A 23634-nucleotide genomic window follows, 5' to 3' on the forward strand; every position below is an offset into this window, starting at 1 on the left:
CATGGCAACGACGGATGTTGATATGACCATGTGACTGCTGGTGAAGTGTGCGGACAACGGGATCTCCCCGTACCCCGAGGAGGTTGTCCATGGCCCTCCGCACGTCCCCGCTGCGCCGCCGGCTCGCGTTCGTCGCCGCCGTCGGCCTGATCCTGGTCACCGCCGCCGCCGGGCCGGCCGCCGCCCGCCCCGACCCGGACCGGGCCGGTGCGCCGGCCGCCGTCGCCTACCGGGTGCTCGGCCCACGGACCGTCGCCGACCGCACCGCGGTCGCCCGCACCGGCGCCGCCATCGACTACTCCGAACACGGCGTGCTGCACGTCACGGCCACCACCGCCGAGGCGAACGCCATCACCCGGCTCGGCTTCCGGCTGGAGAAGGACGTCGCCCCGGCGCCGGCCGGCGGCGCGACCGCGTACGCGTTCCCGCCCGCCGACTCGAACTACCACGACTACGCCGAGCTGACCGCGGTGGTGAACCAGGTGGTCGCCGACCACCCGAGCATCGCCCGCAAGCTCAGCATCGGCACGTCCTACCAGGGCCGGGACCTGATGGCCGTGAAGATCTCCGACAACGTCGGCACCGACGAGAGCGAACCGGAGATCCTGTTCAACGCCCAGCAGCACGCCCGCGAGCACCTGACCGTCGAGATGGCGATCTACCTGCTCAACCTGTTCACCGACAACTACGGCACCGACTCCCGGATCACAGGCATCGTCAACTCCCGGGAGATCTGGATCGTCCCCACCGTCAACCCGGACGGCAGCGAGTACGACATCGCCACCGGCTCCTACCGCTCCTGGCGGAAGAACCGGCAGCCCAACAGCGGCTCCACGTACGTCGGCACCGACCTGAACCGCAACTGGGGCTACCAGTGGGGCTGCTGCGGTGGCTCGTCGAGCACGAAGTCGTCGGACACCTACCGCGGCCCGTCCGCCTTCTCCGCCCCGGAGACCGCCGCGCTGCGCAACTTCGTCAACAGCCGGGTCGTCGGCGGGGTGCAGCAGATCAAGGCGAACATCGACTTCCACACCTATTCCCAGCTGGTGCTCTGGCCGTACGGCTACACGTACAGCAACACCGCCACCGGGATGACCGCCGACCAGTACAACACGTTCGCCACCATCGGCCAGCAGATGGCGGCCAGCAACGGCTACACCCCGGAGCAGTCCAGCGACCTCTACATCGCGGACGGCACCAGCATCGACTGGATGTGGGGCACCCACAAGATCTGGGCGTACACGTTCGAGATGTACCCCGGCTCGGCCTCCGGTGGCGGCTTCTACCCGCCCGACGAGGTGATCCCGGCGCAGACCTCGCGCAACCGGGACGCCGTGCTGACGCTCTCCGAGTACGCCGACTGCCCGTACCGGGCGATCGGCAAGCAGAGCCAGTACTGCTGACCTCACCCTGCGGTGGGGACCCCGGTCCCACCCCCGCCGGGGTCCCCACCCACTCCCGCCCGTCCGGGCGATCTCCGCTGGTCGTGCGCTACCGTGGCACCGATCGTGCCGCAGCGAAGCCGGTGTGAAACCGGCGCTGTCCCGCAACTGTGATGCCCCGTACGCGCGGCGTCGGCCTCCCGCCGGCGCCGACGGACGTGGGACGAGCCAGGTCGCCTGTGGCCCGGTCGCGACACGCGCTCTCGAGGAAGGGCGCCTCGCGGACGGGCCTTTCCACCTGTCGGCGAAGCACCACGCTCCTCGACCGACAGGAGGACCTGTGACCCGACGTACCCCTCGGCTCTTCGCCGCCGCGCTCGCCGCCGGCGCGTTGCTTCTCGGCGGCTGCGCCGAGAAGACCTCGACCGACACCCCCGCCGCCGGCGCGTCCGGCGGCTCCTTCCCCGCCAGCGTGGGCAACCTGACGCTGGACAAGCGCCCCGAGAAGATCGTCTCGCTGTCGCCGACCTCGACCGAGATGCTCTTCGCCATCGGCGCCGGCAAGCAGGTCACCGCCGTCGACGACCAGTCGAACTTCCCGGCGGACGCGCCGAAGAGCGACCTCTCCGGCTACCAGCCGAACGCCGAGGCGATCGCCGCGAAGAGCCCCGACCTGGTGGTGATCACCAACGACACCAACAAGATCGCCAGTCAGCTCGTCGCGCTGAAGATCCCGGTCCTGCTCACCCCCGCCGCGACCACGCTCGACGACACGTACCGGCAGCTCACCGACCTGGGCACGCTCACCGGCCACCCGGCCGAGGCGGACGCCGTGGTGCGGAAGATGAAGGACGACATCACCGCGCTCACCAAGGACCTGCCCAAGCGCGCCGAGAAGCTGACCTACTACCACGAGCTGGGCCCGGAGCTGTACACCGCGACCAGCAAGACGTTCATCGGCAGCATCTACGCGCTCGCCGGGCTGGAGAACATCGCCGACCCGGCCGACGCCGGCGGCAAGAGCGGCGGCTACCCGCAGCTCTCCCAGGAGGTCATCGTCAAGGCGAACCCCGACTTCGTCTTCCTGGCCGACACCAAGTGCTGCCAGCAGAGCGCGGACACGGTCAAGGCGCGCAGCGGCTGGGCCGGCGTCACCGCGGTCAAGAACAACCAGGTCGTGGCGCTGGACGACGACATCGCCTCGCGTTGGGGCCCCCGCGTCGTCGACCTGCTCAAGGCGATCGTCGACGCCACCGCCAAGGTCCCGGCCTGACCGTGGCCGTACGACCGGTGGACGCCGTACCGGCCGGGACCCCCGACGGGTCCCGGCCGGCCGGCCGGACGCCCCGGCCCCGCCGAGGCGGGACACGCGCCGGCGCGAGCCGGCCGGCCGGGCTGCGCAAGCGCTGGCTGCTCGCCGGTCTGGTGGCGGTCCTGGTCGCGCTGGTCGCCGGCGTCTCGTTCGGCCCGGTCAGCCTGCCGCCCGGCAGCGTCGCCGCCGAACTGCTCAACCTCCTGCCCGGCGTGCACCTGGACAGCGGGCTCACCGAGCGGGAGATCGCCATCGTCACCGAGCTGCGGCTGCCCCGGGTCGTGCTCGGCCTGCTCGTCGGCGCGCTGCTCGCCCTCGCGGGCGGCTGCTACCAGGGCGTCTTCCGCAACCCGCTGGCCGACCCGTACCTGCTCGGCGTGGCGGCCGGGGCCGGGCTCGCGGTCACCGCGGCGATCGTGCTCGGCGCCGGGGTCGGCGGGGCGCTCACCGACCTGCCGGTCGCCATCCCGCTCGCCGCGTTCGTCGGCTCGCTCGGCGCGGTGGCGATGACGTCCCTGCTCGGCGCCGCCGGCGGACGGGACCGCTCCCCGGCCACGCTGATCCTGGCCGGGGTGGCGGTGTCGGCGTTCCTCGCCGCCGGGCAGACCTACCTGCTCCAGGCGAACTCCGACAGTCTCCAGCAGGTCTACTCCTGGCTGCTCGGCCGGCTGGCCACCGCCGGCTGGCACGACGTGCTGCTGGTCCTGCCGTACTTCCTGCTCACCGCCGTGGTGGTGCTGGCGCACCGGCGGGAGCTGGACGTGCTCTCCCTCGGCGACGACGAGGCCACCAGCCTCGGGCTGCACCCGCAGCGGTCCCGCTACCTGCTGATCGCCGCCGCCTCGCTGGGCACCGCCGCCGCGGTCTCCGCCTCCGGCCTGATCGGCTTCGTGGGCATCATCGTGCCGCACACCGTACGGCTGCTCGCCGGCTCCAGCTACCGGGTGATCCTGCCGCTGTCGATGCTCTTCGGCGGTGCGTTCCTGGCGCTGACCGACGTGGTCGCCCGGACCGCCGCGGCGCCCGCCGAGATCCCGATCGGCGTGGTGACCGCCCTGCTCGGCGGCCCGTTCTTCGTCCTGATCCTGCGCACCGCCCGCGGGGTGGGCACATCATGACCGCCGCGGTCGAGGTCCGGGACCTGCGGGTCGAGCTGGGCGGCAGCCCCGTCCTGGCCGGCGTCGACCTGACCGTCGCGGTGGGCGAGTGGGTTACTGTCATCGGCCCCAACGGCGCCGGCAAGTCGACCCTGCTGCGCGCCGTCGGCGGCCTGCTGCCCGCGCCGGACGCCGTCTCCCTCTTCGGTACGCCGATCCGCGCGCTACGCCGCCGCGACCGGGCCCGGGTGGTGGCCACCGTCGCCCAGTCGCCGGTGGTGCCGGCCGGCATGGCGGTCTTCGACTACGTGCTGCTGGGGCGCACGCCCTACATGCCGCCGCTGGGCCGGGAGTCCGCCGCCGACCTGGCGGCCGTGCACCAGGTGCTGGACCGGCTCGACCTGGCCGGGTTCGGCCGCCGCGAGCTGGCCACGCTCTCCGGCGGCGAGCGGCAGCGGGTCTTCCTGGCCCGGGCGCTGGCCCAGGGCGCCACGCTGCTGCTGCTCGACGAGCCGACCAGCGCGCTGGACATCGGGCACCAGCAGGAGGTGCTGGAGCTGGTCGACCAGCTCCGCCGCGAGCACGACCTGACCGTGCTCGCCACCATGCACGACCTCTCCATCGCCGGCGAGTACGCCGACCGGCTGGTGCTGCTCGCCGACGGCCGGGTGGCCGCCGCCGGGCCGCCCGAGAAGGTGCTCACCGAGGACCTGCTCGCCCGCCACTACCGGGCCCACGTCCGGGTCATCCCCGGCGACCACGGCCCCTTGGTGGTCCCCGTCCGCCCCCACTGACCCCCTCCCCGCCCTCTCCGCCCTTCCCACCCGCCCCTCCCCGCCCCTCCCCCGCCCCTCCCCCGCCCCGCCCTTCCCGTCCGCCCCGTCCGCCCCGCCCGCCCCGCCCTTCCCGTCCGCCCCTCCCCCGTCCCGTCCCGCCCGTCCCGCCCCGCCCGCTGATTCACGGAAATAGTGGCTATGTCGGGCCGGATAGCCACTATTTCCGTGAAACTGCGCGCACGGGCGGGGGGAGGGGCGGGCGGGAAGGGCGGGGAGGGGCGGGCGGGGGGAGGGGGAGAGGGGCGGGGCGGGCAGTCAGCGGAGGGTGGAGATGGAGAAGAGGGCGCCGTGGGGGTCGCGGAGGGCGGCGGAGCGACCGGCCGGGTTGTCGCGGGGCGGGACCAGGATGGTGCCGCCCAGCTCGGCGGCGCGGGCCGCGGTGGCGTCGGTGTCCTGCACCGCGAAGTAGACCGTCCAGTACGCCGGCAGGTCGCCGGGCAGCGGCTCGGCCGGCGTCAGCATGCCGGCCACGATGCGGGCGCCGCAGCGCCACCCGATGTAGGGGACCGGCCCGGCCGACCGCTCCTCGGGCTGCCAGCCGAAGACCAGCGCGTAGAAGTCCCGGGCCCCCTCCGGGTCGGGGGTGACCAGCTCGTTCCAGCACATCGCGCCGGGCGCGTTGAACAACTCCGCGCCGCGCATCGCCATCGGCTGCCAGACGCTGAACACCGCGCCGGCCGGGTCGGCGAGCACCGCCATCCGGCCCTGCGCGGCGACGTCGAACGGGGCGACCACCACCTGCCCACCGGCCGCCGCCACCCGGGTGGCGACCAGGTCGGCGTCGTCCGTGGCCACGTACGTCGACCAGACCGGCACCTGGTCCGGCGTGGCGGGTGGCCCGACCCCGGCGACCGCCTTGCCGTCCTTGAGGAAGACGGTGTAACCGCCGGCGTCCGGCACGGTGGAGATCCGGCCGGTCCAGCCGAACAGTTGTGGGTAGAACCGCCGCGCGTCCGCCAGGTCGGGGGTGGCCAGGTCGGTCCAGCAGGGCGTGCCGGGCTCGACGCCGTTCACGGTGACCCCTCTCGCCGGGAGCGGCCCCGCTGGCCCGCCCTGCCGGCATCGTGGCACCACCGGGCCGGCCACCGGGCCGGAACCGGGACAACCGGTCAGCTGAAGCGGCGCCCCTCGTCCCGCCGGTAGGCCCAGCCGGCGACCGCGGCGAGTGCCACCACCCAGACCACCAGCATCACCAGCGCGCGGGGATCGGGCTGCCAGTCGGCGACCGCCGCCCACATCAGCTCCACCGCGCCCCGGGTCGGCAGGTAGGGGGCGACCGCCTGGACGAAGCCGGGCGCCTGGTCCGGTGCGGAGAGCAGGCCACCGCCGAACGCCAGCGGGAAGAAGAGCACCTGCGCCACCACGATCGCCGCCTTGCTCGGCAGCGAGTAGCCGATCGCCAGGCCGAGCAGGGTGAACGGCACCGAGATCACGGCGACCGCGGCGAGCCCGAGCAGGAACTGCGCCGCGGTCACCCGAGCCGCGGTGGCCACCGCCGCGATCACCACCACCGGCACCATCGACAGGTAGGTCAGCACCAGGCCGGCCAGGATCCGTCCGGCCAGCCGCGGCGCCGGCCCGGCCGGCAGGGTCCGGGTGTACGGGTTCCAGGGCTGGTCACGGTCCTCGGCGACGCCCACGCCGTACTGGAAGATGTTGGCGCTCATGGTCGCGAACGTGACCATGGCGGCGGTGGCGTAGGTGGCGCCGGTGGGGTCGTCGCCGGCGAACGGCACCACGAAGAAGAGCATCGCGGCGGCGGGGAAGAACGCGCTGCCCACCACCGCCACCGGGATCCGGACGATCTCCAGGAGCTGGTAGCGGGCGTGGACCAGGGCGAGCGGCACGGCGGTCTCCTAGGCGGGGGTGGGCGCGGGCCGGTCGCCGGCCGTGATGGCGAGGAACGCCTCCTCCAGCGAGGTGGGGCGGACCTCCAGGTCGCGGAACGTCACGCCGGCGGTGACCAGGTCGCGGACGAGCTGGTCGGCGTCGGTGGTGAGGAGGTGGACCCGCCCGTCGACGCGTTCGGTGGCGACCACCCCGGGCAGCGCCGGCAGGTCGTCGGCGACCAGACTGACCCGGCGTACGCCGACGATGCCGCGGATCGCCGCCACCGAGTCGTCGGCGAGGACCCGACCGTGGCCGATCACCACCACCCGCTGCGCCAGCGCCTCCACCTCCTCCAGGTAGTGGCTGCTCAGCAGCACGGTGCCGCCGTCGGCGTGGAAGCCGCGGACCGCCTCCCAGAGCGCGTGCCGCGCTTCCACGTCCAGCCCGGTGGTCGGCTCGTCCAGCACCACCAGCCGGGGCCGGCCGACGAACGCCAGCGCCACGGCCAGCCGACGCCGCTGGCCGCCGGAGAGGCCGCCGGTCTGTCGGCGCACCTGGTCGGTGAGGCCGAACCGGTCGAGCAGCTCGCCCCGGGGCACCGGGTCGGGGTAGTGCGCGGAGACGAAGTCGACCACCTCGCCGACCCGCAGCGTGCCGGGCAGGCCGGTCTCCTGCGGCGTCACCCCGAGCTGCCGCCGGCTGGCCGGGTCGCGCGGGTCGCCGCCGAGCAGCTCGACCCGGCCGGCGGTCGGACGGCGCAGCCCCACCAGCAGGTTGATCAGGGTGCTCTTGCCGGCGCCGTTCGGGCCGAGCAGGCCGACCAGCTCACCGGCCCGCACGGTCAGGTCGACCCGGTCCAGCGCCAGCACCTCGCCGTAGCGGCGGCTGACCTGTTCGGCGCGGGCCAGGATCATCGCGGGCTCCTCGGGCGGAGGGACGGTGCCTCCTCTGTCTACCGTGTGCACGCCAGTCGCACTGCCCCCTACCGGGGGGTGCGCATCACCTAGTCTGGTGGCGCCGTCGACGGCGACGGTGGTTCGACCGGGCACTGGGGAGGGTCCGTGACCAGTCCGAGCAGGAATCTCGACGTCCAGCCGGAGGCGTTGACGGCGTTCGCCGCCGCCTCCCGGGATCGGGCCGCCCGGTTCCGCGAGCTGCACCGGGTGTTCGGCGACGGGCACGTGGCCCGGCACTCCTTCGGCGTGATGCCCGCGTCGTTCAGCCTCGCCGCCGCGTACGCGGAGCAGTTCGAGGCCTGCCTGGCGGGGCTGGCGGAGGGCGCCGAGGTGATGGCCGACATCGCCGAGGGCGTGACCGACACCGCCGACGCCTACACCGGCACCGACGTGGCGACCACCGACCTGTTCACGCCGGGCGCCTGAGGGGGCACCGATGAGCACCGAGGCGCTCCAGCGCAACAAGACGTACTTCGAGCAGATCGTGTCCGGCACGCCCGATCCGTTCAAGCCGCTCTCCAACGCCGTGTTGTGGCCGTTCGAGCAGCTGCTGGAACTGGTCGCCGGTGAGCCGGACGACCTGATGCAGGCCGCCCAGCTCGCGGTGACCACCGGCGAGGCGGTCCGGCGGATCGCCGGCGACCAGGTCGCCGACCGGGCCCGCCTGCGGGGTGCCTGGGACGGCGACGCGGCGGAGAGGTTCCACGCCTCGATGGAGTCCGTCGAGGCGGCGATCGAGGAGTTGGCGCAGGGGCTGGACGGCACCAAGGAGGTGCTCGTCGACGCCGCGAACGCGGCGGTCGACGCGTTCAACCTGCTGGTCGAGCTGATCCTGGAGTTCCTGCTCTGGTTCCTGACCGAGGTCATCATCGCGGCGGTCGCGGCCGCGCTGAGCGCTGGCGTGACGCTGGCCGCCACCGTCGTACGGGTGCTGGCCCGGCTGGCCACCACTGTCGGTCGCATGGTCAAGATCGTGGCCCGGTTCGCGGAGATCCTCACCAAGCTGGTCACCAAGCTGGAGAAGGTCGCCGAGCTGCTCACCCGCTACCGCAAGCTGGTGATGGAGCTGCGCAAGGCCAAGAAGGCGTACAAGGCGTGGAACAGGTCCGGCTACACGAGGGAGGCGTTCGCGTTCAAGATGAAACGGACCGCCATCCTGTTCCCCGGCAAGTTCGCGATCAACCAGGCGTCCCCGGTGAACATCCCGGGCATCGGCGGGGCGCTGCTCGACACCGGGGTCGGCCTGCACGACGTCTCCGACGGCCACAAGGACCGCAACTACCTGGTGGACGGCACCTACCGCGAGGATCTCGGCCCCTACACCAGGGGTGTGCAGAACGTGTTCGACTCGATCGTGAACTGAGAGGCAGCCATGACGTTCCCGGCCCTGGACCGGATCGAGGCGCTGGCCCGCAACCTGGACGGGTGGCAGCGCGAGCTGGGCGCGCGGATGGCCGAGCTGGAGCAGAGCAGCGCCGAGGGCGCGAGCGATTCCGGCCTGGTCACGGTCGTGGCCGCCGCCGACGGCCGGATCCTCTCCACCGACATCAACGCGCGGGCCATGCGCTTCGACTCCTACACGCTGGCCGAGGAGTTCACCGCCGCCGCGAACCGGGCGCAGGAGGCCGCCGCCGCCCGGGTGCGGGAGATCGTCGGCGAGGTGATGGGCACCGCCCCGGCCGCGGAGCGCCCTGCCGCCGACGGCTACGGCCACGACCGATACTGAGCCGATGGACGAGTCCCGATACCGCGCGGCGCTCGACCGGCTCGTCGAGCCGGGCGAGCGCGTGCTGGCCCACGCCAGGGCCGACGTCGGCGGCGGTCTCACCCCGCCACCGCCGCCCGAACCGGCGTCGACCGCCGCTCCCGGCCGACGCACCGTCGGCTCGGTGCTGCTCAACGTGCTCGTCCCGCTGGCGACCTGGGACCGTGGCGACCGCCTGGTGGACCTGATCGGCTGGGGGATCGCCGGTCGGGGCGCGCCCGGCTCGGCCGCGTCCCGCCTGCACCGGGCGCTGACCCCGCCCGGGACCGACCTCAAGGTCCGGGAGACCCTGCTCGCGGTCACCGACCGACGGTTGCTGGTCTGCCGCACCGGCGGGGTGACGCTGCTCGGCGGGCGGGAGGCCGAGGAGCGGGCGCTGGCCGGGACCGAGGTGGTGTGGGCCGTGCCGCGTGCCGAGGTGGCGTCCGCGCGGGTCGGCTGGCACCGGCTCAACCCGAAGCGTCTGCGGCTCACGTTCGCCGACGGCTCGTGGCTCGCCTTCACCGTGCCGATCGCCGAGTCGGGCACGCCGCTACGCGCCGTCGCCGCCGCCCTCGCCGGCTGAGCATCCCGGCGTGGGGCGGCAGCGCCGGCCGGCTCAGGTGACCAGCGGGGCGGGCAGCGGCTCACGGTGCAGCACCGCCAGCCCGGAGACCGCCCGGGTCAGCACCACGTAGAGGCGGTGCAGGCCGCGCGGCTCGGCGGCCACGATCGCGGCCGGCTCGACGACCACCACGTGGTCGTACTCCAGGCCCTTGACCAGCGTCGCCGGGACGACTGTGACGCGCGCCGCGGCCTCGACGTCGTCGGCGGTCGCGGTCTCGACGCCCGCGTCGGCGAGCGCCGCGCGGAGCCGGTCCACCGCGTCGTCGGCCGCGATCACACCGATCGAACCGTCGTGCGCCAGCGCCGCCCGCACCTCGGCCACCGTCGCGGCCGTCAGGTCGTCGGCGGTACGCACGTCGAGCGCCCCGTCGTGGCGCAGTGACCGGGCCGGGGGTACGTCGACGGCGAGCGCCGGCAGCAGCCGGTTCGCGAACGCCACCACGGCGGCCGGCACCCGGAAGCCGACGCTCAGCGGCACCACCGCGGCATCCGGCTTGCCCAGGTGGGCGAGAGACTCCCGCCAGTCGGTCGCGGCCCAGGGCGCGGTGCCCTGGGCCAGGTCGCCGAGGAGCGTGATCGAGCCGTGTTCGCTGCGGCGGGCGATGGCCCGGCACTGCATCGGCGAGAGGTCCTGCGCCTCGTCGACCACCACGTGACCGAACCCGGCGGGACGTTCCAGCAGCCCGGCGATCTCGTCGAGGAGGACCGCGTCGGCGGCGGTCCACCGGGTGGCCTTCGCGGTGCGCCCGACCTTGCCGGTGCGGAACAGCTCCTGCTCCTCGGCGCTGAGCAGCCCGTCGGCGGCGGTGGCGAGCGCCTCGGCGTCGGTGCGCAGCCGGTGCAGCAGCCCGTCCGGGGTGAGCGCGGGCCAGACCGCGTCGAGCAGGTCGGCGACCGGCTTGATCCGGCTCATCCGGCGCAGCCAGGCGTCGGAGGGCGACTCGGCGCGGCGGGCCTCGGCCTGGCGTTGCAGCAGCCCCACCACCCGGGCCCGGACCCGCTCCCGGCCGGTGGCGTAGGGCAGGCCCTCCGCGCGGGTCTCGACGACCAGGCGGTGCAGCGGGTCGAGCCCGATCCGCCAGCGGTACGAGCCGTCCGAGACCATGATCGGCTCGGTCGGCGTACCGATGTGGGCGTCGACGGCGCGACGCAGCACCTCGGCCATCCGGATGTCGTGCTTGAGCGCGGCGGCGGCCGGGTCGTCGACCGCGCGGACCGGAACCCGGGCGACCAGGTCCTCGACGGTGGCCTGCTCGACCTCGACCTCGCCGAGCGCGGGCAGCACCGCCGCGATGTACGACAGGAACGCGCGGTTCGGCCCGACGATCAGCACGCCCGAGCGGCGCAGCCGTTCCCGGTGCAGATAGAGCAGGTACGCGGCGCGGTGCAGCCCGACCGCCGTCTTGCCGGTGCCCGGCGCCCCCTGCACGCAGATCGAGTCGGCCAGGTCGGCCCGGACCAGCTCGTCCTGCTCGGGCTGGATGGTGGCGACGATGTCGCGCATCGGGCCGACGCGGGGGCGTTCGATCTCGGCGGTGAGGATGCGGCTGGCCGTGCCGAGTTCCTCGCCCCGGTCGAGGTGCTCGTCCTCGAAGCTGGTCAGCGTGCCGGCGCTGAAGCCGAACCGGCGGCGCACCGCGACGCCCTGCGGGTCGCGGGCGCTGGCCCGGTAGAACGAGCGGGAGACCGGGGCGCGCCAGTCCAGCACCAGCGGCTCGCCCCGCTCGTCGGTGACGTGGCGCCGCCCGACGTGGTAGTTCCGCCCGGCGTGGTCCGGGTCAGTCTCCCCGCTGTGCGGGCTGTCGGCGTTCCCGCCGAAGTCGAGCCGGCCGAAGAAGAGCGGGGTGGTCGGGTCGTCGGCCAGTTCCTTGACCCGGCGGGCCATGTGCCGGCCGAGCTGCTCGGCGGTGTACGCGTCGCCGGCCACCTTGTCGCCGGTGGCGAAGAGCGACTCGGCGCGCTCCCGCATCCGGCGCAGCGCGGCGCGGGAGGTGTCCAGGTGGGCCCGTTCGGCGACGAGTTCGTCGTCGAGCGGTGTGGTGGTCAGTTCCGGTGCGGGCACTGTGAACTCCCAGGGCTCAACATGATGCTCGCTCGCGTGTCCGGGGCGGTTGGCTGCTTCCGGCGCGGGGACGTCCGCTGCGGTGCGTGCTCACCGCGGCCGTCGGGCGGTCAACCACTATACGGAGGCCTCAAAGCACGCCGCCACCCGATTGCGGCGGTCAGGGCGTGTTACCGGATCTCGTCGCTACTTAAGATCGAAGCGGGCAATGTGGCGACCCAGGAGGTGCTGGCGCGCTACATCGCCGCACTCGGCGGCACCCTCAAGCTGATCGCAGACTTCGGCGACGAGCAACTCAAGGTGGCCTGAGCCGCCACGGCGCCACCTCTCGCGGCCCTCGCCCGTCGGCGCGGGATCATGGGGGCATGACCGAGGCGCGTCCCGAACAGCACCGGGTGACGATCAGCGATCCGCAGGTGATGCGGGCGCTCGCCCATCCGGCCCGCATGGCGATCATCGAACACCTCAGCGCGGTGGAGGGCGGCGCGACCGCCACCGAGTGTGCCGGCATCGCCGGCCTGTCGCCGAGCGCCACCAGCTACCACCTGCGCGAGTTGGCGAAGTTCGGCCTGGTCCGCGAGGCGGCCGGCCGGGGTGACGCGCGGGAGCGGGTGTGGCAGGCGGTGAACGCCTCCTACTCGGTCGAGGCCGGGCCGGACGCCGACCCGGAGACGCACGCCGCCGAGGCGGCGCTGATCGAGGCACACCTGGTCCGCGACGCGCAGCGGGTCCGGGACTGGCTGCGCCGCGTGCCGGACGAGCCGCGCGAGTGGTACGAGTCGTTCTGGTTCAGCGACAGCGTGCTGCTGTTGACCGCCGAGGAGTTGGCCGAGCTGAACGCGGCGGTCCAGGCGCTGACGTCGCCGTATCGGCAGCGGGACCGCACCGACCCGCCGGCGGGCGCGCGCAAGGTGGCGGTGCAGTACCGGGCGATGCCCATCGACTGAGGTGGGTTGCGCGCACCAGTTGTGAAGGATTATTTTCGAAGTATGTCCTTCACAACTGGCTCCTCGCGCTGGCCGGACGTCTGGCTCGCCGCCACCGCCCGCGGCGTCTCGAGCTGCGGCGACTTCCTCGCCGCCACCGCGCTGACGCTCGCGCTCCAGTCCGCCGGCGCCGGCGGGCTCGCCGTGTCCGGGCTGCTGCTCGCCGCGACGCTGCCGCTGGTGGCGCTCGCCCCGCTGACCGGGCGCCTCGCCGACCGGGTGGACAGCCGCGTCCTGCTGGTCACCGCCGGCCTGGTCCAGGCCGCGATCTGCGCGGCGCTGGCCTACGCGACGGCGCCGGTCCTGGTGCTCGCGCTGGTGGCGCTGCTGGCCACCGGGCTCGCGATCACCCAGCCGGTGCTCGCCGCGCTGGTGCCGGTCATGGTGCGGGCCGAGGACCTGCCCCGCGCCGGCGCGCTCAACCAGACCGCCGGCACCCTGGGCGCGCTCGCCGGCCCCGCGCTGGCCGGGCTGCTCGTCGGGCAGTTCGGCACCCGGGTGCCACTACTCGTCGACGCGGTCAGCTACCTCGCGCTGGTGGTGGCCGCGCTGCTCATCCGTACCCGACGGGGTGGCCGTCGGACGGCGGCGGCCGAGGTCGCCGCGGCGGCCACGCCCGCCTGGCGGCTGCGGCGCGACCCGATGCTGCTGGTCATGGTCGGCAGCGTGGCCGCGGTGGTCGGCGCGGTCGGGGCGATCAACGTGATCGAGGTCTTCTTCATCCGGGAGACGCTGGGCAGCACCACCACGGTGTACGGCCTGGTCACCGGTGCCTGGACGCTCGGCATCGTGGTCGGGGCCTGGCTGTTCGCCGGGGTCGCCCGCCGGCTCGCGGACGACGGCGCGCTGCTCGGGGCCGGGCTGGTGCTGCTCGGCGGCTGCTGCCTGGCGGTGCTCGGCTCGGCGGCGGTGCCGTCGGCGTGGCTGCTCGTGCCGATCTGGCTGCTGGGCGGCACCGCGAATGGCGGCGACAACGTCTTCAACAACCTGCTGCTGGCCCGCCGGGTGCCGGAGGCGGCCCGGGGGCGTGCGTTCGCGGTCTTCGGGGCGGCGGTGCAGGGCGCCGCGATGGGCGGCTACCTGGTCGGCGGCCTGCTGCTGGAGGTGGCGGACCCCCGGCCGCTGGTCGCCGGCTGCGGGGTGGTCGGCCTGCTCGTGGTCGCGGCGCTGGCCTGGCCGGTCCGCCGCGCGGTCCGTGCCGAGCGCACCGCCGTGCGGAATGGGCCACTCCCGGGGCTCCCTGCGGCGCGGGACGGCGGTGGCGGGGATACGGTCGGGTCATGGCCGACCGCATCGCCCGCCCCCGGGTGGGGCACATCCAGTTCCTCAACTGCCTCCCGATCTACTGGGGGCTGATGCGGTCCGGCGCGCTGCTCGACGTCGACCTGCACAAGGACTCGCCGGACCGGCTGAGCGCCGATCTGGTCCGCGGCGACCTCGACATCGGCCCGATCACGCTTGTCGAGTTCCTGAAGCACGCCGACGAACTGCTGCTCCTGCCCGACCTGGCGGTCGGCAGCGACGGCCCGGTGCTCTCGGTCAACATGGTCTCCACCCGGCCGCTGGCCGAGCTGGACGGCGGCAAGGTGGCGCTGGGCTCCACCTCGCGGACCGGGGTGCTGCTGGCCCAGGTGCTGCTCGCCGAGCGGTACGGGGTGCGTCCGGAATACTTCCGCTGCCCGCCCGACCTGACCCAGATGCTGCTGGAGGCCGACGCCGGGGTGCTGATCGGCGACGTGGCGCTGCGCGCGCTCTACGAGGCGCCGGGCAAGGGCCTCGCGGTGACCGACCTCGGCCAGGCCTGGCACGAGTGGACCGGGCTGCCGATGGTGTTCGCCGTCTGGGCGGTCCGTCGCGACTTCGCCGCCGCCCACCCGGGGCTGGTCAAGGAGGTGCACGAGGCGTTCCTGCGCTCGCGTGACCTGTGCCTGGCCGAGCTGGACCAGGTGGCCGAGGCGGCGGCCCGCTGGGAGCCGTTCGACGCGGCGACGCTGGCGACCTACTTCCGCACGCTCGACTTCTCGCTGGGCGAACGGCAGGTGGCCGGGCTGCGCGAGTTCGCCCGCCGCGCCGCCGCGTACGGGGAGGTGCCGGCCCTGCCGCCGAGCGGCCCGGAGTTCTTCCAGGGCTGAGCGGGTCAGGTCGGCTCGCGCAGCAGCGCCTCGGTGATCTGCTCGCACGCCTTCATGCCGTAGTCCCACCCGCCGACGCTGAACGGGCTCTTGACCATCACGCCCATCGTCCACGTGTCGCCGATCGCCAGGCAGTTGACGTGGTATTCCTGTTCCTTCTGCCGGTCGATCCAGCCGTTCTTGATGGCGATCTTCTTCTGCTCGGCGGCCGGGAACGCCTTGCGGATGCCGAAGTCGCCCGAGCCGCGGACCAGGCGCATCTCGTTGAGCAGCCACTTCGTCCACTTCGGCCCGGCCGCCCGGCCGTCGTCGATGCACAGGCCGAGTCGCGCGGTGTCGCGCGGGGACAGCAGCGTCCGGCTCCAGCCGCCGTCGGCGGCGACCTTGCTGTCGGTCAACTTGCAGATCGAGATCAGCCGCTTGATCGAGGCCGCGCTGCCGACGCTCTCGTAGAACTGCTGGGCGCGGGTGTTGTCGCTGTCGCGGATGATCCGCGTGGCGTCGTCGAGCTTGGCGTCGCTCGGGGTCTTCCCCGCCTCGGCGCTGCGGCGCAGGTAGTCGGCGACCACCCAGGACTTGATCAGGGACGCGGTGGTGCTGGTCTCGCCCATGTTCCGCGAGCCGATGATCTGCCCGGTCCGCTTGTCCAGCACGGACCAGGCGTACCAGCCCTTGAGGTCGAGGTCGTCGAGCGCCTTGGCCTGGAACGGGAGCGGCTCGAGCGACGGCGACGGGGCCGGCCGGGGCCGGGCGTTGCGGTCGGTGGGCTGCGTGGTGGACCGCTCGGTGGCCGAGTCGGGGTGCGTCGCCGCGGTCGGTCGCAGCGGCGCGCCGGGAACCAGCCGGAGCGAGAGGACCAGCAGGCCGACCAGGGCCACCGCCACCGCGCTGAACGCGAGCGGGCGGCGGTGGCTGCCGGGGCGACGCCGGGTGCCGGCCATCAGAGCTTCCCGACCGGCTGCTGGGGCACCTTCAGCGCGGCGCCGGGCTGCGGGGTCACGAGCTGCGTGGCGACGCTCGCGCAGACCTTCGACCCGTACGACAGGCCGGCGCTGCCCGGGTAGCGCATCATCACCGCGAGGCTCCACCTGCCGGTGATCGCCAGGCAGTTGACGTGCCAGTTGCCGTCGTAGGCGAGCTTGGTCCAGCCGTTCTTGATGCCCACCGGGCCCTGGGCCTTGATCGAGGCGGGCAGGCCGTCGACGATCCCCCACTTGCCGCCGCCGGAGCGGTCCTGTTGTTGTGACACGCTGCCCCGGACCTGGGTCATCTCGTGCAGCACCCACTTGGTCCACTTGGGGCCGGCGGCCTTGCCGTCGGCGATGCAGTCACCGAGCCGGGCGGCGTCCTGGGGGGACATCTGGGTGAAACTCCACCAGCCCTCGTAGCCGGGGACGTTGCCGCGCGTGGTGTCGGTGAGGCCGCAGATCTTGACGGCCCGCTGGAGCACCGGGTCGAGCTTGCCGCCCGGCTGCTTCTGGTAGGAGCCGCCGGCCGCCCGGTAGATCATGTTTGCCCCGTCGTCATCGCTGTCCCGGATGGCTACGCTCGCCCACTTCAGCTTCTCCGTCGATGGTTCCTTGCTGCCGAGTTGGCGCAGGTAGTCCGAGACGATCCAGGCCTTGAGCATCGACTCGGTGGAGCTGGTCTCGCGCATGTTCCTCGCGCCGGTGACGGTGCCGGTCGCGCGGTCCATCAGGGCCCAGGAGAAGAACTCGCCCTTGAAGCTCACCGAGACCGGGGCGTTGGCGAGCGTCGGGGGCGGCGGCGCGCTCGGGGTGGGCGCCGGCACCAGCTCGGTGCCGCCGCCGAGGCCGCCGAGGCTGGCCCCGCCGTCTCCGCCGGCGAGCTTGGCGTACGCGGCGGGCACCAGCATGCCGCCGCCGACGAGAATTGCCACGACGGCGAGCACCAGGGTCACGCGAGGTCGCATGAGTAGGTGGACTCCAGGTGTATGGCCGGGGGGACCGGCGCTTCCGCATGTGTTCGGCCCGATCGCCACGAGGCCGGGGGACGGTGGCCCGAGTGGTGGCGATCAACGGCAGCCGATCGGTGTGCCGGGGGAAGTCTACTTCCGGACCGGCTTTCTGCCAGATCCCGACACCCGGCGACTCGCCAGGTGGGCGGGACATTGAGCAGATATGCGGTGCTTGGGGGGTTTCATTTCCTGCACGTGGTCGATGTCACAGCCGTTTGCCCAGCTCAGTGGCGACCACGGTCGGCTCGCGCGTGGATGCGGAAGGTTGCCGCGGAATCCTGTTACACCCTCTGGTGTCATCCGCTGCGAGCTGTAACACTGGCTTCATGTATGGCAACGACTTCGCCCCGCCCGAGGACGCTCCGGGCGGCGGCCTGCTCGGCGAGGTGGAAGCCGCGGAGGCGGCGCTGCGCGAGGCCGCGGCGCGGGCCCGCCGGGGCGGCCCCGGGCCGGACGAGGACTTCGAGGCGTACTTCGCCGACGTGATCGACGCCGACCAGAAGATCGAACCCCGGGACTGGATGCCCGAGGCGTACCGGAAGACGCTGATCCGGCAGATCGCCCAGCACGCCCACTCCGAGATCATCGGCATGCAGCCGGAGGGGAACTGGATCAGCCGGGCCCCCTCCCTCAAGCGCAAGGCCATCCTGCTGGCCAAGGTGCAGGACGAGGCCGGCCACGGGCTCTATCTCTACGCGGCGGCCGAGACGCTCGGCATCAGCCGCGACGAGCTGGTGGAGCTGCTGCTCGACGGCCGGCAGAAATACAGCTCGATCTTCAACTACCCGACGCTCACCTGGGCCGACGTGGGCGCCATCGGCTGGCTGGTGGACGGTGCGGCGATCGTCAACCAGGTGCCACTGTGCCGCTGCTCCTACGGCCCGTACGCCCGCGCCATGATCCGGGTCTGCAAGGAGGAGTCGTTCCACCAGCGCCAGGGCTACGAGATCCTGCACACGCTGGCGCACGGCACTCCGGCCCAGAAGGCGATGGCCCAGGACGCGCTGGACCGCTGGTGGTATCCGTCGCTGGCGATGTTCGGCCCGCCGGACGGCGACTCCACGCACAGCGCGCAGTCGATGGCCTGGAAGATCAAGCGCTTCTCCAACGACGAGTTGCGGCAGCGTTTCGTCGACATGTGCGTCGGCCAGGCGGAGGTGCTCGGCCTGACCATCCCCGACCCGGACCTGCGCTGGAACGACGAGCGTCAGGCGTACGACTACACCCAGCCCGACTACGCCGAGCTGATGCGCGTCATCAAGGGCGACGGGCCGTGCAACCGGGAGCGGATGGCGCACCGGCAGCGGGCCCACGCCGACGGCGCGTGGGTACGGGAGGCCGCCGCGGCGTACGCCGCGAAGCGGGCCGAGCGGAAGGAACCGGTGGCGGCATGACCGAACGCACCGAGCGGAGCGAGGGCCGTGAGGGCATGCCCGGTCGGCTCGGCATGACCAGTCAGTCCTCGCCCCTGTGGGAGGTCTTCGTGCGGGCCCGGCGCGGCCTGTCGCACACCCACGTCGGCAGCCTGCACGCCCCCGACGCCGAGATGGCGCTGCGCAACGCCCGCGACCTCTACACCCGCCGCCAGGAGGGCGTCTCCATCTGGGTGGTGCCGGCGAGCGCGATCACCGCGTCCAGCCCGGACGAGAAGGACGCGTTCTTCGACCCGGCGGCCGACAAGGTCTACCGCCACCCGACGTTCTACGAGGTGCCGGACGGGGTGGCCCATCTATGAGCCGGTTCGACTTCACGCTCGCCCTCGGCGACGACGCGCTGATCGCGGCGCAGCGGCTCGGCGAGTGGACCTCCCGCGCGCCGGAGATGGAGGAGGACATCGCGCTGGCCAACATCGCCCTCGACCAGCTCGGCGCGGCCCGGCTGCTGCTCACCTACGCGGGCGAGCTGGAGGGCGCCGGCCGCAACGAGGACGACCTGGCCTACCTGCGCGACGACCGCGAGTTCCGCAACTGCCTGCTGGTCGAGCTGCCCAACGGCGACTTCGCGGTGACCATGGCGAAGCTGTTCCTGCTGGCCGCCTGGCAGCTTCCGCTCTACACCGCGCTGGCCGGCTGTGCCGACGACCGGCTGGCCGCGATCGGCGCGAAGGCGCGCAAGGAGTCGGCCTACCACCTGGACCACGCCTCGCTCTGGGTGAAGCGCCTCGGCGACGGCACCGACGAGTCGCACCGCCGTGTGCAGGACGCGCTCGACCAGGTCTGGCCGTACGTCCACGAGCTGTTCACCAGCGACCCGGCGGCGCCGGTCGACCCGGCCTCGCTGCGGGCCGACTTCGACGCCACCGTGGCCGCCGTGCTGGACGAGGCCACCCTGACCCGGCCGGAGACGCGCTGGACGCCCGGCGGTGGCCGGGACGGCGTGCACACCGAGCACCTCTCCTTCCTGCTCGCCGAGATGCAGGTGCTGCACCGCGCCCACCCGGGAGCCACCTGGTGAACGCGCGGGAGGCGGTGGCGGCGGTGGTGGACCCGGAGATCCGGGTGATTACCATCGACGAGCTGGGCATCCTGCGCGCGGTCGAGGAGGAGCCGGCCACCGGCCGGGTCGTCGTCACCATCACCCCCACCTACACCGGCTGCCCGGCCATGGACGTGATCCGCGCGGACATCCACCGCGCGCTCGCCACCGCCGGGCACCCGGACGCCGAGGTCCGCACCGTCTACGCGCCGGCCTGGTCCACCGACTGGATCTCCGACGCCGGCCGGGCCAAGCTGGCCGCCGCCGGCATCGCCCCGCCCGCCCCGCGCGGCGACGACACGGTGGTGCCGCTGACCCTGGCGGTCCGCTGCCCGCGCTGCGGATCCCCGGAGACCACGCAGGTCAGCCGGTTCGGTTCCACCGCCTGCAAGGCGCTGTGGCGCTGCCGCTCCTGCGCCGAACCCTTCGACCACCTGAAGGCGCTGTGACTGTCACCATCACCCGGCCGGTCCGCCGCCGGCCGGTCTTCCACCCGCTGCCGGTCGCCGCCGTCGACCGGCTCACCGACGACTCTGTGTCGATCACCTTCGCGGTGCCGGCGGAGCTGCGGGAGACGTTCGCGTTCTCCGCCGGGCAGCACCTCACGGTCCGCCGCCCGGCCGTCGCCGACGATCCGGAGTCCGGGGAGGCGCGGCGGTCGTACTCGATCTGCTCCACCCCGGACGAGCTGGCCCGGCACGGCCGGTTGCGGATCGGGGTGCGCGAGGTCCCGGGCGGCGCGTTCTCCGCGTACGCCTGCGGCGCGCTGCGGGGCGGCGACACCGTCGAGGTGCTGCCGCCGCTCGGCCACTTCACCTCCGCGTTCGCGCCCGGCCGGGTCCGCCGGTACGGCGCGGTGGTCGCCGGTTCCGGGATCACGCCGGTGCTCGGCCTGGTCGCGACCGCGCTGGCCGTCGAACCGGCCAGCACCTTCACCCTGGTGTACGGCAACCGCACGGCGAACACGGTGATGTTCGGCGAGGAGCTGGCCGACCTGAAGGACCGCTATCCGACCCGGTTGCACCTGGTGCACGTGCTGAGCCGCGAGATGGGCGAGTCGGCGCTGCTCTCCGGTCGGATCGACGCGGACCGGCTGACCCGGCTGCTGGACACCGTCGTGCCGGGCGACGAGATCGAGGAGTGGTTCCTCTGCGGCCCGTACGGGATGGTGGTGGACGCCAAGGCGGTGCTCGCCGGGCGCGGCGTGCCCGACACGGCGGTGCACACCGAGCTGTTCCACGTGGACGCCCCGCCGGAGCCGGTACGCCGCCCGGCCGAGCAGCCGGGCGCGGGCGCCGAGGTGACGATCCTGCTGGACGGGCGCTCGTCGACCTTCACCATGGGCCGGGACGAGCGGGTGCTGGACGCCGCGCTGCGGGTGCGGGGCGAGCTGCCGTACGCCTGCAAGGGTGGGGTCTGCTCGACCTGCCGGGCCCGGGTCACCGCCGGTGAGGTGACGATGGCCCGCAACTATGCGCTGGAGCCGGACGAGGTGGCCGCCGGGTACGTCCTGACCTGCCAGTCCAGCCCGGTGACCGACCAATTGACCGTTGACTACGACGCGTAGTCACCGACCGTGACCACGGGGAAAGAACCATCGCCGCGAAGCGATATACCTGTGAGTCATATTTATGACTTGTGGGTATATCGCTTCGGGTAAGTGCGTCTGCCAGCCAGCGAGGCGCCGAAAGCGCCATGGCGGAACCGGCATGCTGACTGTCGATGACGAGTCGTGACGGGGCAGCGAGCTCGTTCCTGCTCCCGTACATTTCTCCTGGTCATCTTCCCGTGTCGATGCGTGACGTGACGTCTGCGTCGGCGCGGGTGGTCGTCGCCGTGCCCCTACCAGGGTGCGGCGCTCGTCGTCAACGGGGGCAATGTGTCGAATGGACGTGTGGTACGCCGAGGTCGGTGGTGGACGGCGCTGGCCGGCACCGTCGCGGTCGTCGGTGCGGGGCTGGTCGGCGGGGTGCCGGCCGGGGCGGTGAGCGGCGGCAGCCCGGTCACCGATCCGGCGTTCGCCTTCGCCACGAGGCTGGCCTTCGGCGACGACCGGACCTGCTCCGGGGCGCTGGTGAGCGCCCAGTGGGTCATCACCGCCCGGTCCTGCCTGAGCGTGGCCGGTGCGCCGGTGGTGGCCGGCCCGCCGGCCCGGCCGACGACCGCCACTGTGGGCCGTCTCGACCTCACCACCACGGCCGGTCAGGTCCGGGTGGTCAACCGGGTGGTGCCGCACCCGAGCCGCAACATCGCGCTGGTGCGCCTGGCCGGGCCGGTGCCCGGGATCCAGCCGGTCACCCTGGGCGCGACCGCCCCGGCAGCCGGTGACACGCTGCGGGCGATCGGCTTCGGCCGGACCGCGACCGAGTGGATCCCGAACCGGCTGCACGGCGTGGACGTGTCGGTGGCCGCGGTGACCACCGCCGGGCTCGACGTCGCCAACCAGGACGGCTCCGGGCCGACCACGTGCCGGGGCGACGCCGGTGGGCCGACCGTCCGGACCGGCGGCGCCCGTCCGGAGCTGGTCGCCGTGCACGACACGTCGTGGCAGGGCGGCTGTCTCGGTGAGACGGAGACCCGGCGGAACGCGGTCGAGGCGCGCACCGACGACCTGGTGACCTGGATCCGGCAGAACACGCCGTCGAACTGCAACGCGCAGGGCGGCACGGCCGGCACCGGCGACCAGGCCACCGTCGTGCTGCCGGGCGACTTCACCGGCGACTGCAAGGACGACGTGCTCGGTCAGCTCACCAACGGCGACCTGCGGCTCTATCAGTCGTCCGGCACCATCCCCGGGACCCTGTTCCCGACCCCTTTCCCCATCGTCGGCGCCGGCTGGACCGCGGCCGAGAAGCCGCGGGTGATCGTCGGCGACTTCAACGGCGACGGGAAGTCCGACCTGATGGCCCAGTGGGCCGACGGCGACCTGACGGTCTGGGCGTCCACCGGCGACCCGTCCCGGCTCTTCGCGCCGGGCCGGCTGGTCGGCAGCGGCTGGACCCTCACGCAGTACCCCCGGATCTTCCCGGGCGACTTCAACGGCGACGGCCGCACCGACCTCATCGGTCAGGTCGGCAACGGCGAGCTCTGGCTCTGGCCGTCCACCGGTGACCTGTCCGGCGACAGCAGGCTGTTCCAGTCGGCCACCCGGCGCACCGTGGGCGCCGGCTGGACGGCCGCACAGTATCCCCGGGTCTTCCCGGGGGACTTCAACGGCGACGGACGGACCGACCTGATCGGCCAGGTCTCCGACGGCGAGCTGTGGGCGTGGGCGTCCACCGGAGACGGATCCGCCGGCAACCCGCTGTTCCCGGCTCGGCGGACGGTGGGCGGCGACTGGCGGACCTCGGTCTATCCTCGGGTGGTGCCGGCCGACCTCAATGGCGACGGGATCACCGATCTGCTCGCCCACGGCACGGACGGGACGCTGCGGGCCTACCGGTCGACCGGGGACCTGTCGGCCAACGGCCTGCTGTTCCCCCAGCCCCACCCGATCGTCGGCGCCCCGTGGGACAAGGCCAGCAAGCCCCGGATGATCGTCGGGGACATGACCGGCGACGGTCGGGCGGACCTGCTCGGCCAGGCGGCCGACGGGACGCTGACCGGGTTCGAGTCGACCGGTGACATGAGCGCCGACAACCGGCTCTTCGCGGGCAACCGGGGCGGCGTCGGGTCGGGTTGGACCACCTCCGCCCTGCCGCGCCTGTTCTGACCGTCCCGGCTGCCGGCCCTCGCCTGTCTCTGGACGAGGGCCGGCAGCCGGCCGGGACGTATCCGGTTTGCCCCGGGGTGAGAGTGTGGAGCGGATGCGGGCCAGGCGCTGACGGGAGGCTGCCGGGCTCACTTCCAAAGGGCTACTGCCCCGGCAGAATCAAGCTACCTCTCGGCCTCCGGGTCATGTCGTACGTGGGCGGTCCAGTAGGTGAGGTCGGAGTGGTGCTCGGTGAGCGTGACCGGCTCGCCGCAAGCCTCCTCGATCATCTTGACCGCCTCGTCGAGATGCGCCGGCTGGTGATCCCAGTCGTCGTCCAGGAACAGATGCAGCCCGACTTCGCCCCGGTCGTCGCCGAGCGCCTCGGCCGCCTCCGGCGACACCAGCACGACGGTGTATCGGGCCGCCTCGCGTTCCGCCTCGGTGAGCGAGGGCCGGTCGGCGCGGTTGTGTCGGCCGAACCGGTCGATCACGGAGGGGATCGGCCCGGGTGAGTCCGCCGGAT

23 protein-coding genes, 1 pseudogene and 1 riboswitch are annotated in these 23634 nt (G+C 73.3%); of the genes and pseudogenes, 17 read left to right on the forward strand and 7 right to left on the reverse strand.

The features are described 5' to 3' along the window. Window positions 1–89 precede the first annotated feature (89 nt). From ACH495_RS02595 to ACH495_RS02610, 4 genes and pseudogenes are all read left to right on the forward strand, one after another. Window positions 90–1400, forward strand: a pseudogene (locus tag ACH495_RS02595) (M14 family metallopeptidase); the annotation flags it as partial. Between the two features lie 121 nt (window positions 1401–1521). After that, window positions 1522–1615: riboswitch (cobalamin riboswitch) on the forward strand. 107 nt (window positions 1616–1722) lie between these two features. Continuing rightward, entirely contained in the window at window positions 1723–2655 is a 933-nt protein-coding gene (locus ACH495_RS02600; protein ID WP_396855998.1) for an ABC transporter substrate-binding protein, read from the forward strand. Between the two features lie 122 nt (window positions 2656–2777). Further along, window positions 2778–3812, forward strand: a complete 1035-nt coding sequence (locus ACH495_RS02605; protein WP_396856503.1) for a FecCD family ABC transporter permease — start codon at window positions 2778–2780, stop codon at window positions 3810–3812. Continuing rightward, window positions 3809–4585, forward strand: a complete 777-nt coding sequence (locus ACH495_RS02610; RefSeq protein ID WP_396855999.1) for an ABC transporter ATP-binding protein — start codon at window positions 3809–3811, stop codon at window positions 4583–4585. The genes ACH495_RS02605 and ACH495_RS02610 overlap by 4 nt, the downstream gene beginning before the upstream one ends. Before the next feature lie 297 nt (window positions 4586–4882). On the opposite strand, the gene ACH495_RS02615 is transcribed toward ACH495_RS02610, so the two are convergent. From ACH495_RS02615 to ACH495_RS02625, 3 genes are all read right to left on the reverse strand, one after another. Further along, window positions 4883–5641, reverse strand: coding sequence for a VOC family protein (locus ACH495_RS02615; protein WP_396856000.1), 759 nt, complete (start codon window positions 5639–5641; stop codon window positions 4883–4885). A 95-nt stretch (window positions 5642–5736) separates the two neighbouring features. Then, a complete protein-coding gene (locus ACH495_RS02620) occupies window positions 5737–6474 on the reverse strand; it encodes an ABC transporter permease (RefSeq protein WP_396856001.1) in 738 nt (245 codons plus the stop codon). A gap of 9 nt (window positions 6475–6483) precedes the next feature. Beyond that, window positions 6484–7371 (reverse strand): ABC transporter ATP-binding protein, encoded by an 888-nt coding sequence (locus ACH495_RS02625; protein ID WP_396856002.1) that lies wholly within the window; start codon window positions 7369–7371, stop codon window positions 6484–6486. A gap of 147 nt (window positions 7372–7518) precedes the next feature. Here ACH495_RS02625 and ACH495_RS02630 point away from each other — a divergent pair, with 147 nt between their 5' ends. Genes ACH495_RS02630 through ACH495_RS02645 form a run of 4 tightly spaced genes read left to right on the forward strand, consistent with a single transcriptional unit; the run spans window position 7519 to window position 9743 of the window. Then, window positions 7519–7839 carry a type VII secretion target gene (locus ACH495_RS02630; protein WP_396856003.1) on the forward strand — a complete coding sequence of 107 codons (321 nt, stop codon included), beginning with the start codon at window positions 7519–7521 and terminating at the stop codon, window positions 7837–7839. A 10-nt stretch (window positions 7840–7849) separates the two neighbouring features. Then, complete coding sequence (locus tag ACH495_RS02635) at window positions 7850–8776, forward strand: WXG100 family type VII secretion target (RefSeq protein ID WP_396856004.1); 927 nt, start codon at window positions 7850–7852, stop codon at window positions 8774–8776. Window positions 8777–8785: 9 nt separating this feature from the next. After that, window positions 8786–9139, forward strand: a complete 354-nt coding sequence (locus ACH495_RS02640; protein WP_396856005.1) for a YbaB/EbfC family nucleoid-associated protein — start codon at window positions 8786–8788, stop codon at window positions 9137–9139. 4 nt (window positions 9140–9143) lie between these two features. Next, entirely contained in the window at window positions 9144–9743 is a 600-nt protein-coding gene (locus tag ACH495_RS02645; protein WP_396856006.1) for a hypothetical protein, read from the forward strand. 33 nt (window positions 9744–9776) lie between these two features. On the opposite strand, the gene ACH495_RS02650 is transcribed toward ACH495_RS02645, so the two are convergent. Continuing rightward, window positions 9777–11846 (reverse strand): HelD family protein, encoded by a 2070-nt coding sequence (locus ACH495_RS02650; protein ID WP_396856007.1) that lies wholly within the window; start codon window positions 11844–11846, stop codon window positions 9777–9779. 365 nt (window positions 11847–12211) lie between these two features. Here ACH495_RS02650 and ACH495_RS02655 point away from each other — a divergent pair, with 365 nt between their 5' ends. From ACH495_RS02655 to ACH495_RS02665, 3 genes are read left to right on the forward strand one after another with little or no spacing between them, the layout of a single operon-like run. Then, window positions 12212–12793: an ArsR/SmtB family transcription factor gene (locus tag ACH495_RS02655; protein ID WP_396856008.1), complete on the forward strand. Its 582-nt coding sequence runs from the start codon at window positions 12212–12214 to the stop codon at window positions 12791–12793. A gap of 42 nt (window positions 12794–12835) precedes the next feature. Further along, window positions 12836–14188: an MFS transporter gene (locus ACH495_RS02660; protein ID WP_396856009.1), complete on the forward strand. Its 1353-nt coding sequence runs from the start codon at window positions 12836–12838 to the stop codon at window positions 14186–14188. Continuing rightward, window positions 14113–14964, forward strand: a complete 852-nt coding sequence (locus ACH495_RS02665; RefSeq protein WP_396856010.1) for a menaquinone biosynthetic enzyme MqnA/MqnD family protein — start codon at window positions 14113–14115, stop codon at window positions 14962–14964. Before ACH495_RS02660 ends, ACH495_RS02665 begins: the two co-directional genes overlap by 76 nt. A 5-nt stretch (window positions 14965–14969) precedes the next feature. On the opposite strand, the gene ACH495_RS02670 is transcribed toward ACH495_RS02665, so the two are convergent. Beyond that, the gene (locus tag ACH495_RS02670; protein WP_396856011.1) at window positions 14970–15905 is read right to left on the reverse strand and encodes a hypothetical protein; all 936 of its coding nucleotides are present in this window, start codon (window positions 15903–15905) and stop codon (window positions 14970–14972) included. Beyond that, window positions 15905–16897, reverse strand: coding sequence for a hypothetical protein (locus ACH495_RS02675; RefSeq protein ID WP_396856012.1), 993 nt, complete (start codon window positions 16895–16897; stop codon window positions 15905–15907). The genes ACH495_RS02670 and ACH495_RS02675 overlap by 1 nt, the downstream gene beginning before the upstream one ends. 371 nt (window positions 16898–17268) lie before the next feature. On the opposite strand from ACH495_RS02675, the gene paaA reads away from it, so the two are divergent. The 6 genes from paaA (at window position 17269) to ACH495_RS02705 (ending at window position 23129) form a co-directional block, all read left to right on the forward strand. Beyond that, a complete protein-coding gene (gene paaA / locus ACH495_RS02680; protein ID WP_396856013.1) occupies window positions 17269–18336 on the forward strand; it encodes a 1,2-phenylacetyl-CoA epoxidase subunit PaaA in 1068 nt (355 codons plus the stop codon). 53 nt (window positions 18337–18389) lie between these two features. Next, window positions 18390–18677, forward strand: coding sequence for a 1,2-phenylacetyl-CoA epoxidase subunit PaaB (paaB, locus tag ACH495_RS02685; protein ID WP_396856504.1), 288 nt, complete (start codon window positions 18390–18392; stop codon window positions 18675–18677). After that, on the forward strand, window positions 18674–19396 hold the full coding sequence (gene paaC / locus ACH495_RS02690) for a 1,2-phenylacetyl-CoA epoxidase subunit PaaC (protein ID WP_396856014.1): 723 nt from the start codon (window positions 18674–18676) through the stop codon (window positions 19394–19396). Before paaB ends, paaC begins: the two co-directional genes overlap by 4 nt. Next, on the forward strand, window positions 19390–19866 hold the full coding sequence (gene paaD / locus ACH495_RS02695) for a 1,2-phenylacetyl-CoA epoxidase subunit PaaD (RefSeq protein WP_396856505.1): 477 nt from the start codon (window positions 19390–19392) through the stop codon (window positions 19864–19866). The genes paaC and paaD overlap by 7 nt, the downstream gene beginning before the upstream one ends. Next, window positions 19863–20984: a 1,2-phenylacetyl-CoA epoxidase subunit PaaE gene (gene paaE / locus ACH495_RS02700; RefSeq protein ID WP_396856015.1), complete on the forward strand. Its 1122-nt coding sequence runs from the start codon at window positions 19863–19865 to the stop codon at window positions 20982–20984. The genes paaD and paaE overlap by 4 nt, the downstream gene beginning before the upstream one ends. Window positions 20985–21296: 312 nt before the next feature. Continuing rightward, a complete protein-coding gene (locus ACH495_RS02705) occupies window positions 21297–23129 on the forward strand; it encodes an FG-GAP-like repeat-containing protein (RefSeq protein WP_396856016.1) in 1833 nt (610 codons plus the stop codon). Between the two features lie 164 nt (window positions 23130–23293). Here the strand turns inward: ACH495_RS02705 and ACH495_RS02710 are convergent, their stop codons facing one another. Continuing rightward, window positions 23294–23602: a hypothetical protein gene (locus tag ACH495_RS02710; RefSeq protein WP_396856017.1), complete on the reverse strand. Its 309-nt coding sequence runs from the start codon at window positions 23600–23602 to the stop codon at window positions 23294–23296. Between the last annotated feature and the right edge of the window lie 32 nt (window positions 23603–23634).

Source organism: Micromonospora sp. NPDC018662 (assembly GCF_044391475.1).
Classification (GTDB): domain Bacteria; phylum Actinomycetota; class Actinomycetes; order Mycobacteriales; family Micromonosporaceae; genus Micromonospora.

Coding starts and splice junctions, on each gene's coding strand:
- paaB (WP_396856504.1), top strand. CDS start 18,390: ATGACCAGTCAGTCCTCGCCCCTGTGGGAGGTCTTCGTGCGGGCCCGG.
- ACH495_RS02645 (WP_396856006.1), top strand. CDS start 9,144: ATGGACGAGTCCCGATACCGCGCGGCGCTCGACCGGCTCGTCGAGCCG.
- ACH495_RS02665 (WP_396856010.1), top strand. CDS start 14,113: ATGGCCGACCGCATCGCCCGCCCCCGGGTGGGGCACATCCAGTTCCTC.
- ACH495_RS02670 (WP_396856011.1), bottom strand. CDS start 15,905: ATGGCCGGCACCCGGCGTCGCCCCGGCAGCCACCGCCGCCCGCTCGCG.
- paaC (WP_396856014.1), top strand. CDS start 18,674: ATGAGCCGGTTCGACTTCACGCTCGCCCTCGGCGACGACGCGCTGATC.
- paaA (WP_396856013.1), top strand. CDS start 17,269: ATGTATGGCAACGACTTCGCCCCGCCCGAGGACGCTCCGGGCGGCGGC.
- ACH495_RS02655 (WP_396856008.1), top strand. CDS start 12,212: ATGACCGAGGCGCGTCCCGAACAGCACCGGGTGACGATCAGCGATCCG.
- ACH495_RS02635 (WP_396856004.1), top strand. CDS start 7,850: ATGAGCACCGAGGCGCTCCAGCGCAACAAGACGTACTTCGAGCAGATC.
- ACH495_RS02610 (WP_396855999.1), top strand. CDS start 3,809: ATGACCGCCGCGGTCGAGGTCCGGGACCTGCGGGTCGAGCTGGGCGGC.
- ACH495_RS02640 (WP_396856005.1), top strand. CDS start 8,786: ATGACGTTCCCGGCCCTGGACCGGATCGAGGCGCTGGCCCGCAACCTG.
- ACH495_RS02625 (WP_396856002.1), bottom strand. CDS start 7,371: ATGATCCTGGCCCGCGCCGAACAGGTCAGCCGCCGCTACGGCGAGGTG.
- ACH495_RS02660 (WP_396856009.1), top strand. CDS start 12,836: ATGTCCTTCACAACTGGCTCCTCGCGCTGGCCGGACGTCTGGCTCGCC.
- ACH495_RS02675 (WP_396856012.1), bottom strand. CDS start 16,897: ATGCGACCTCGCGTGACCCTGGTGCTCGCCGTCGTGGCAATTCTCGTC.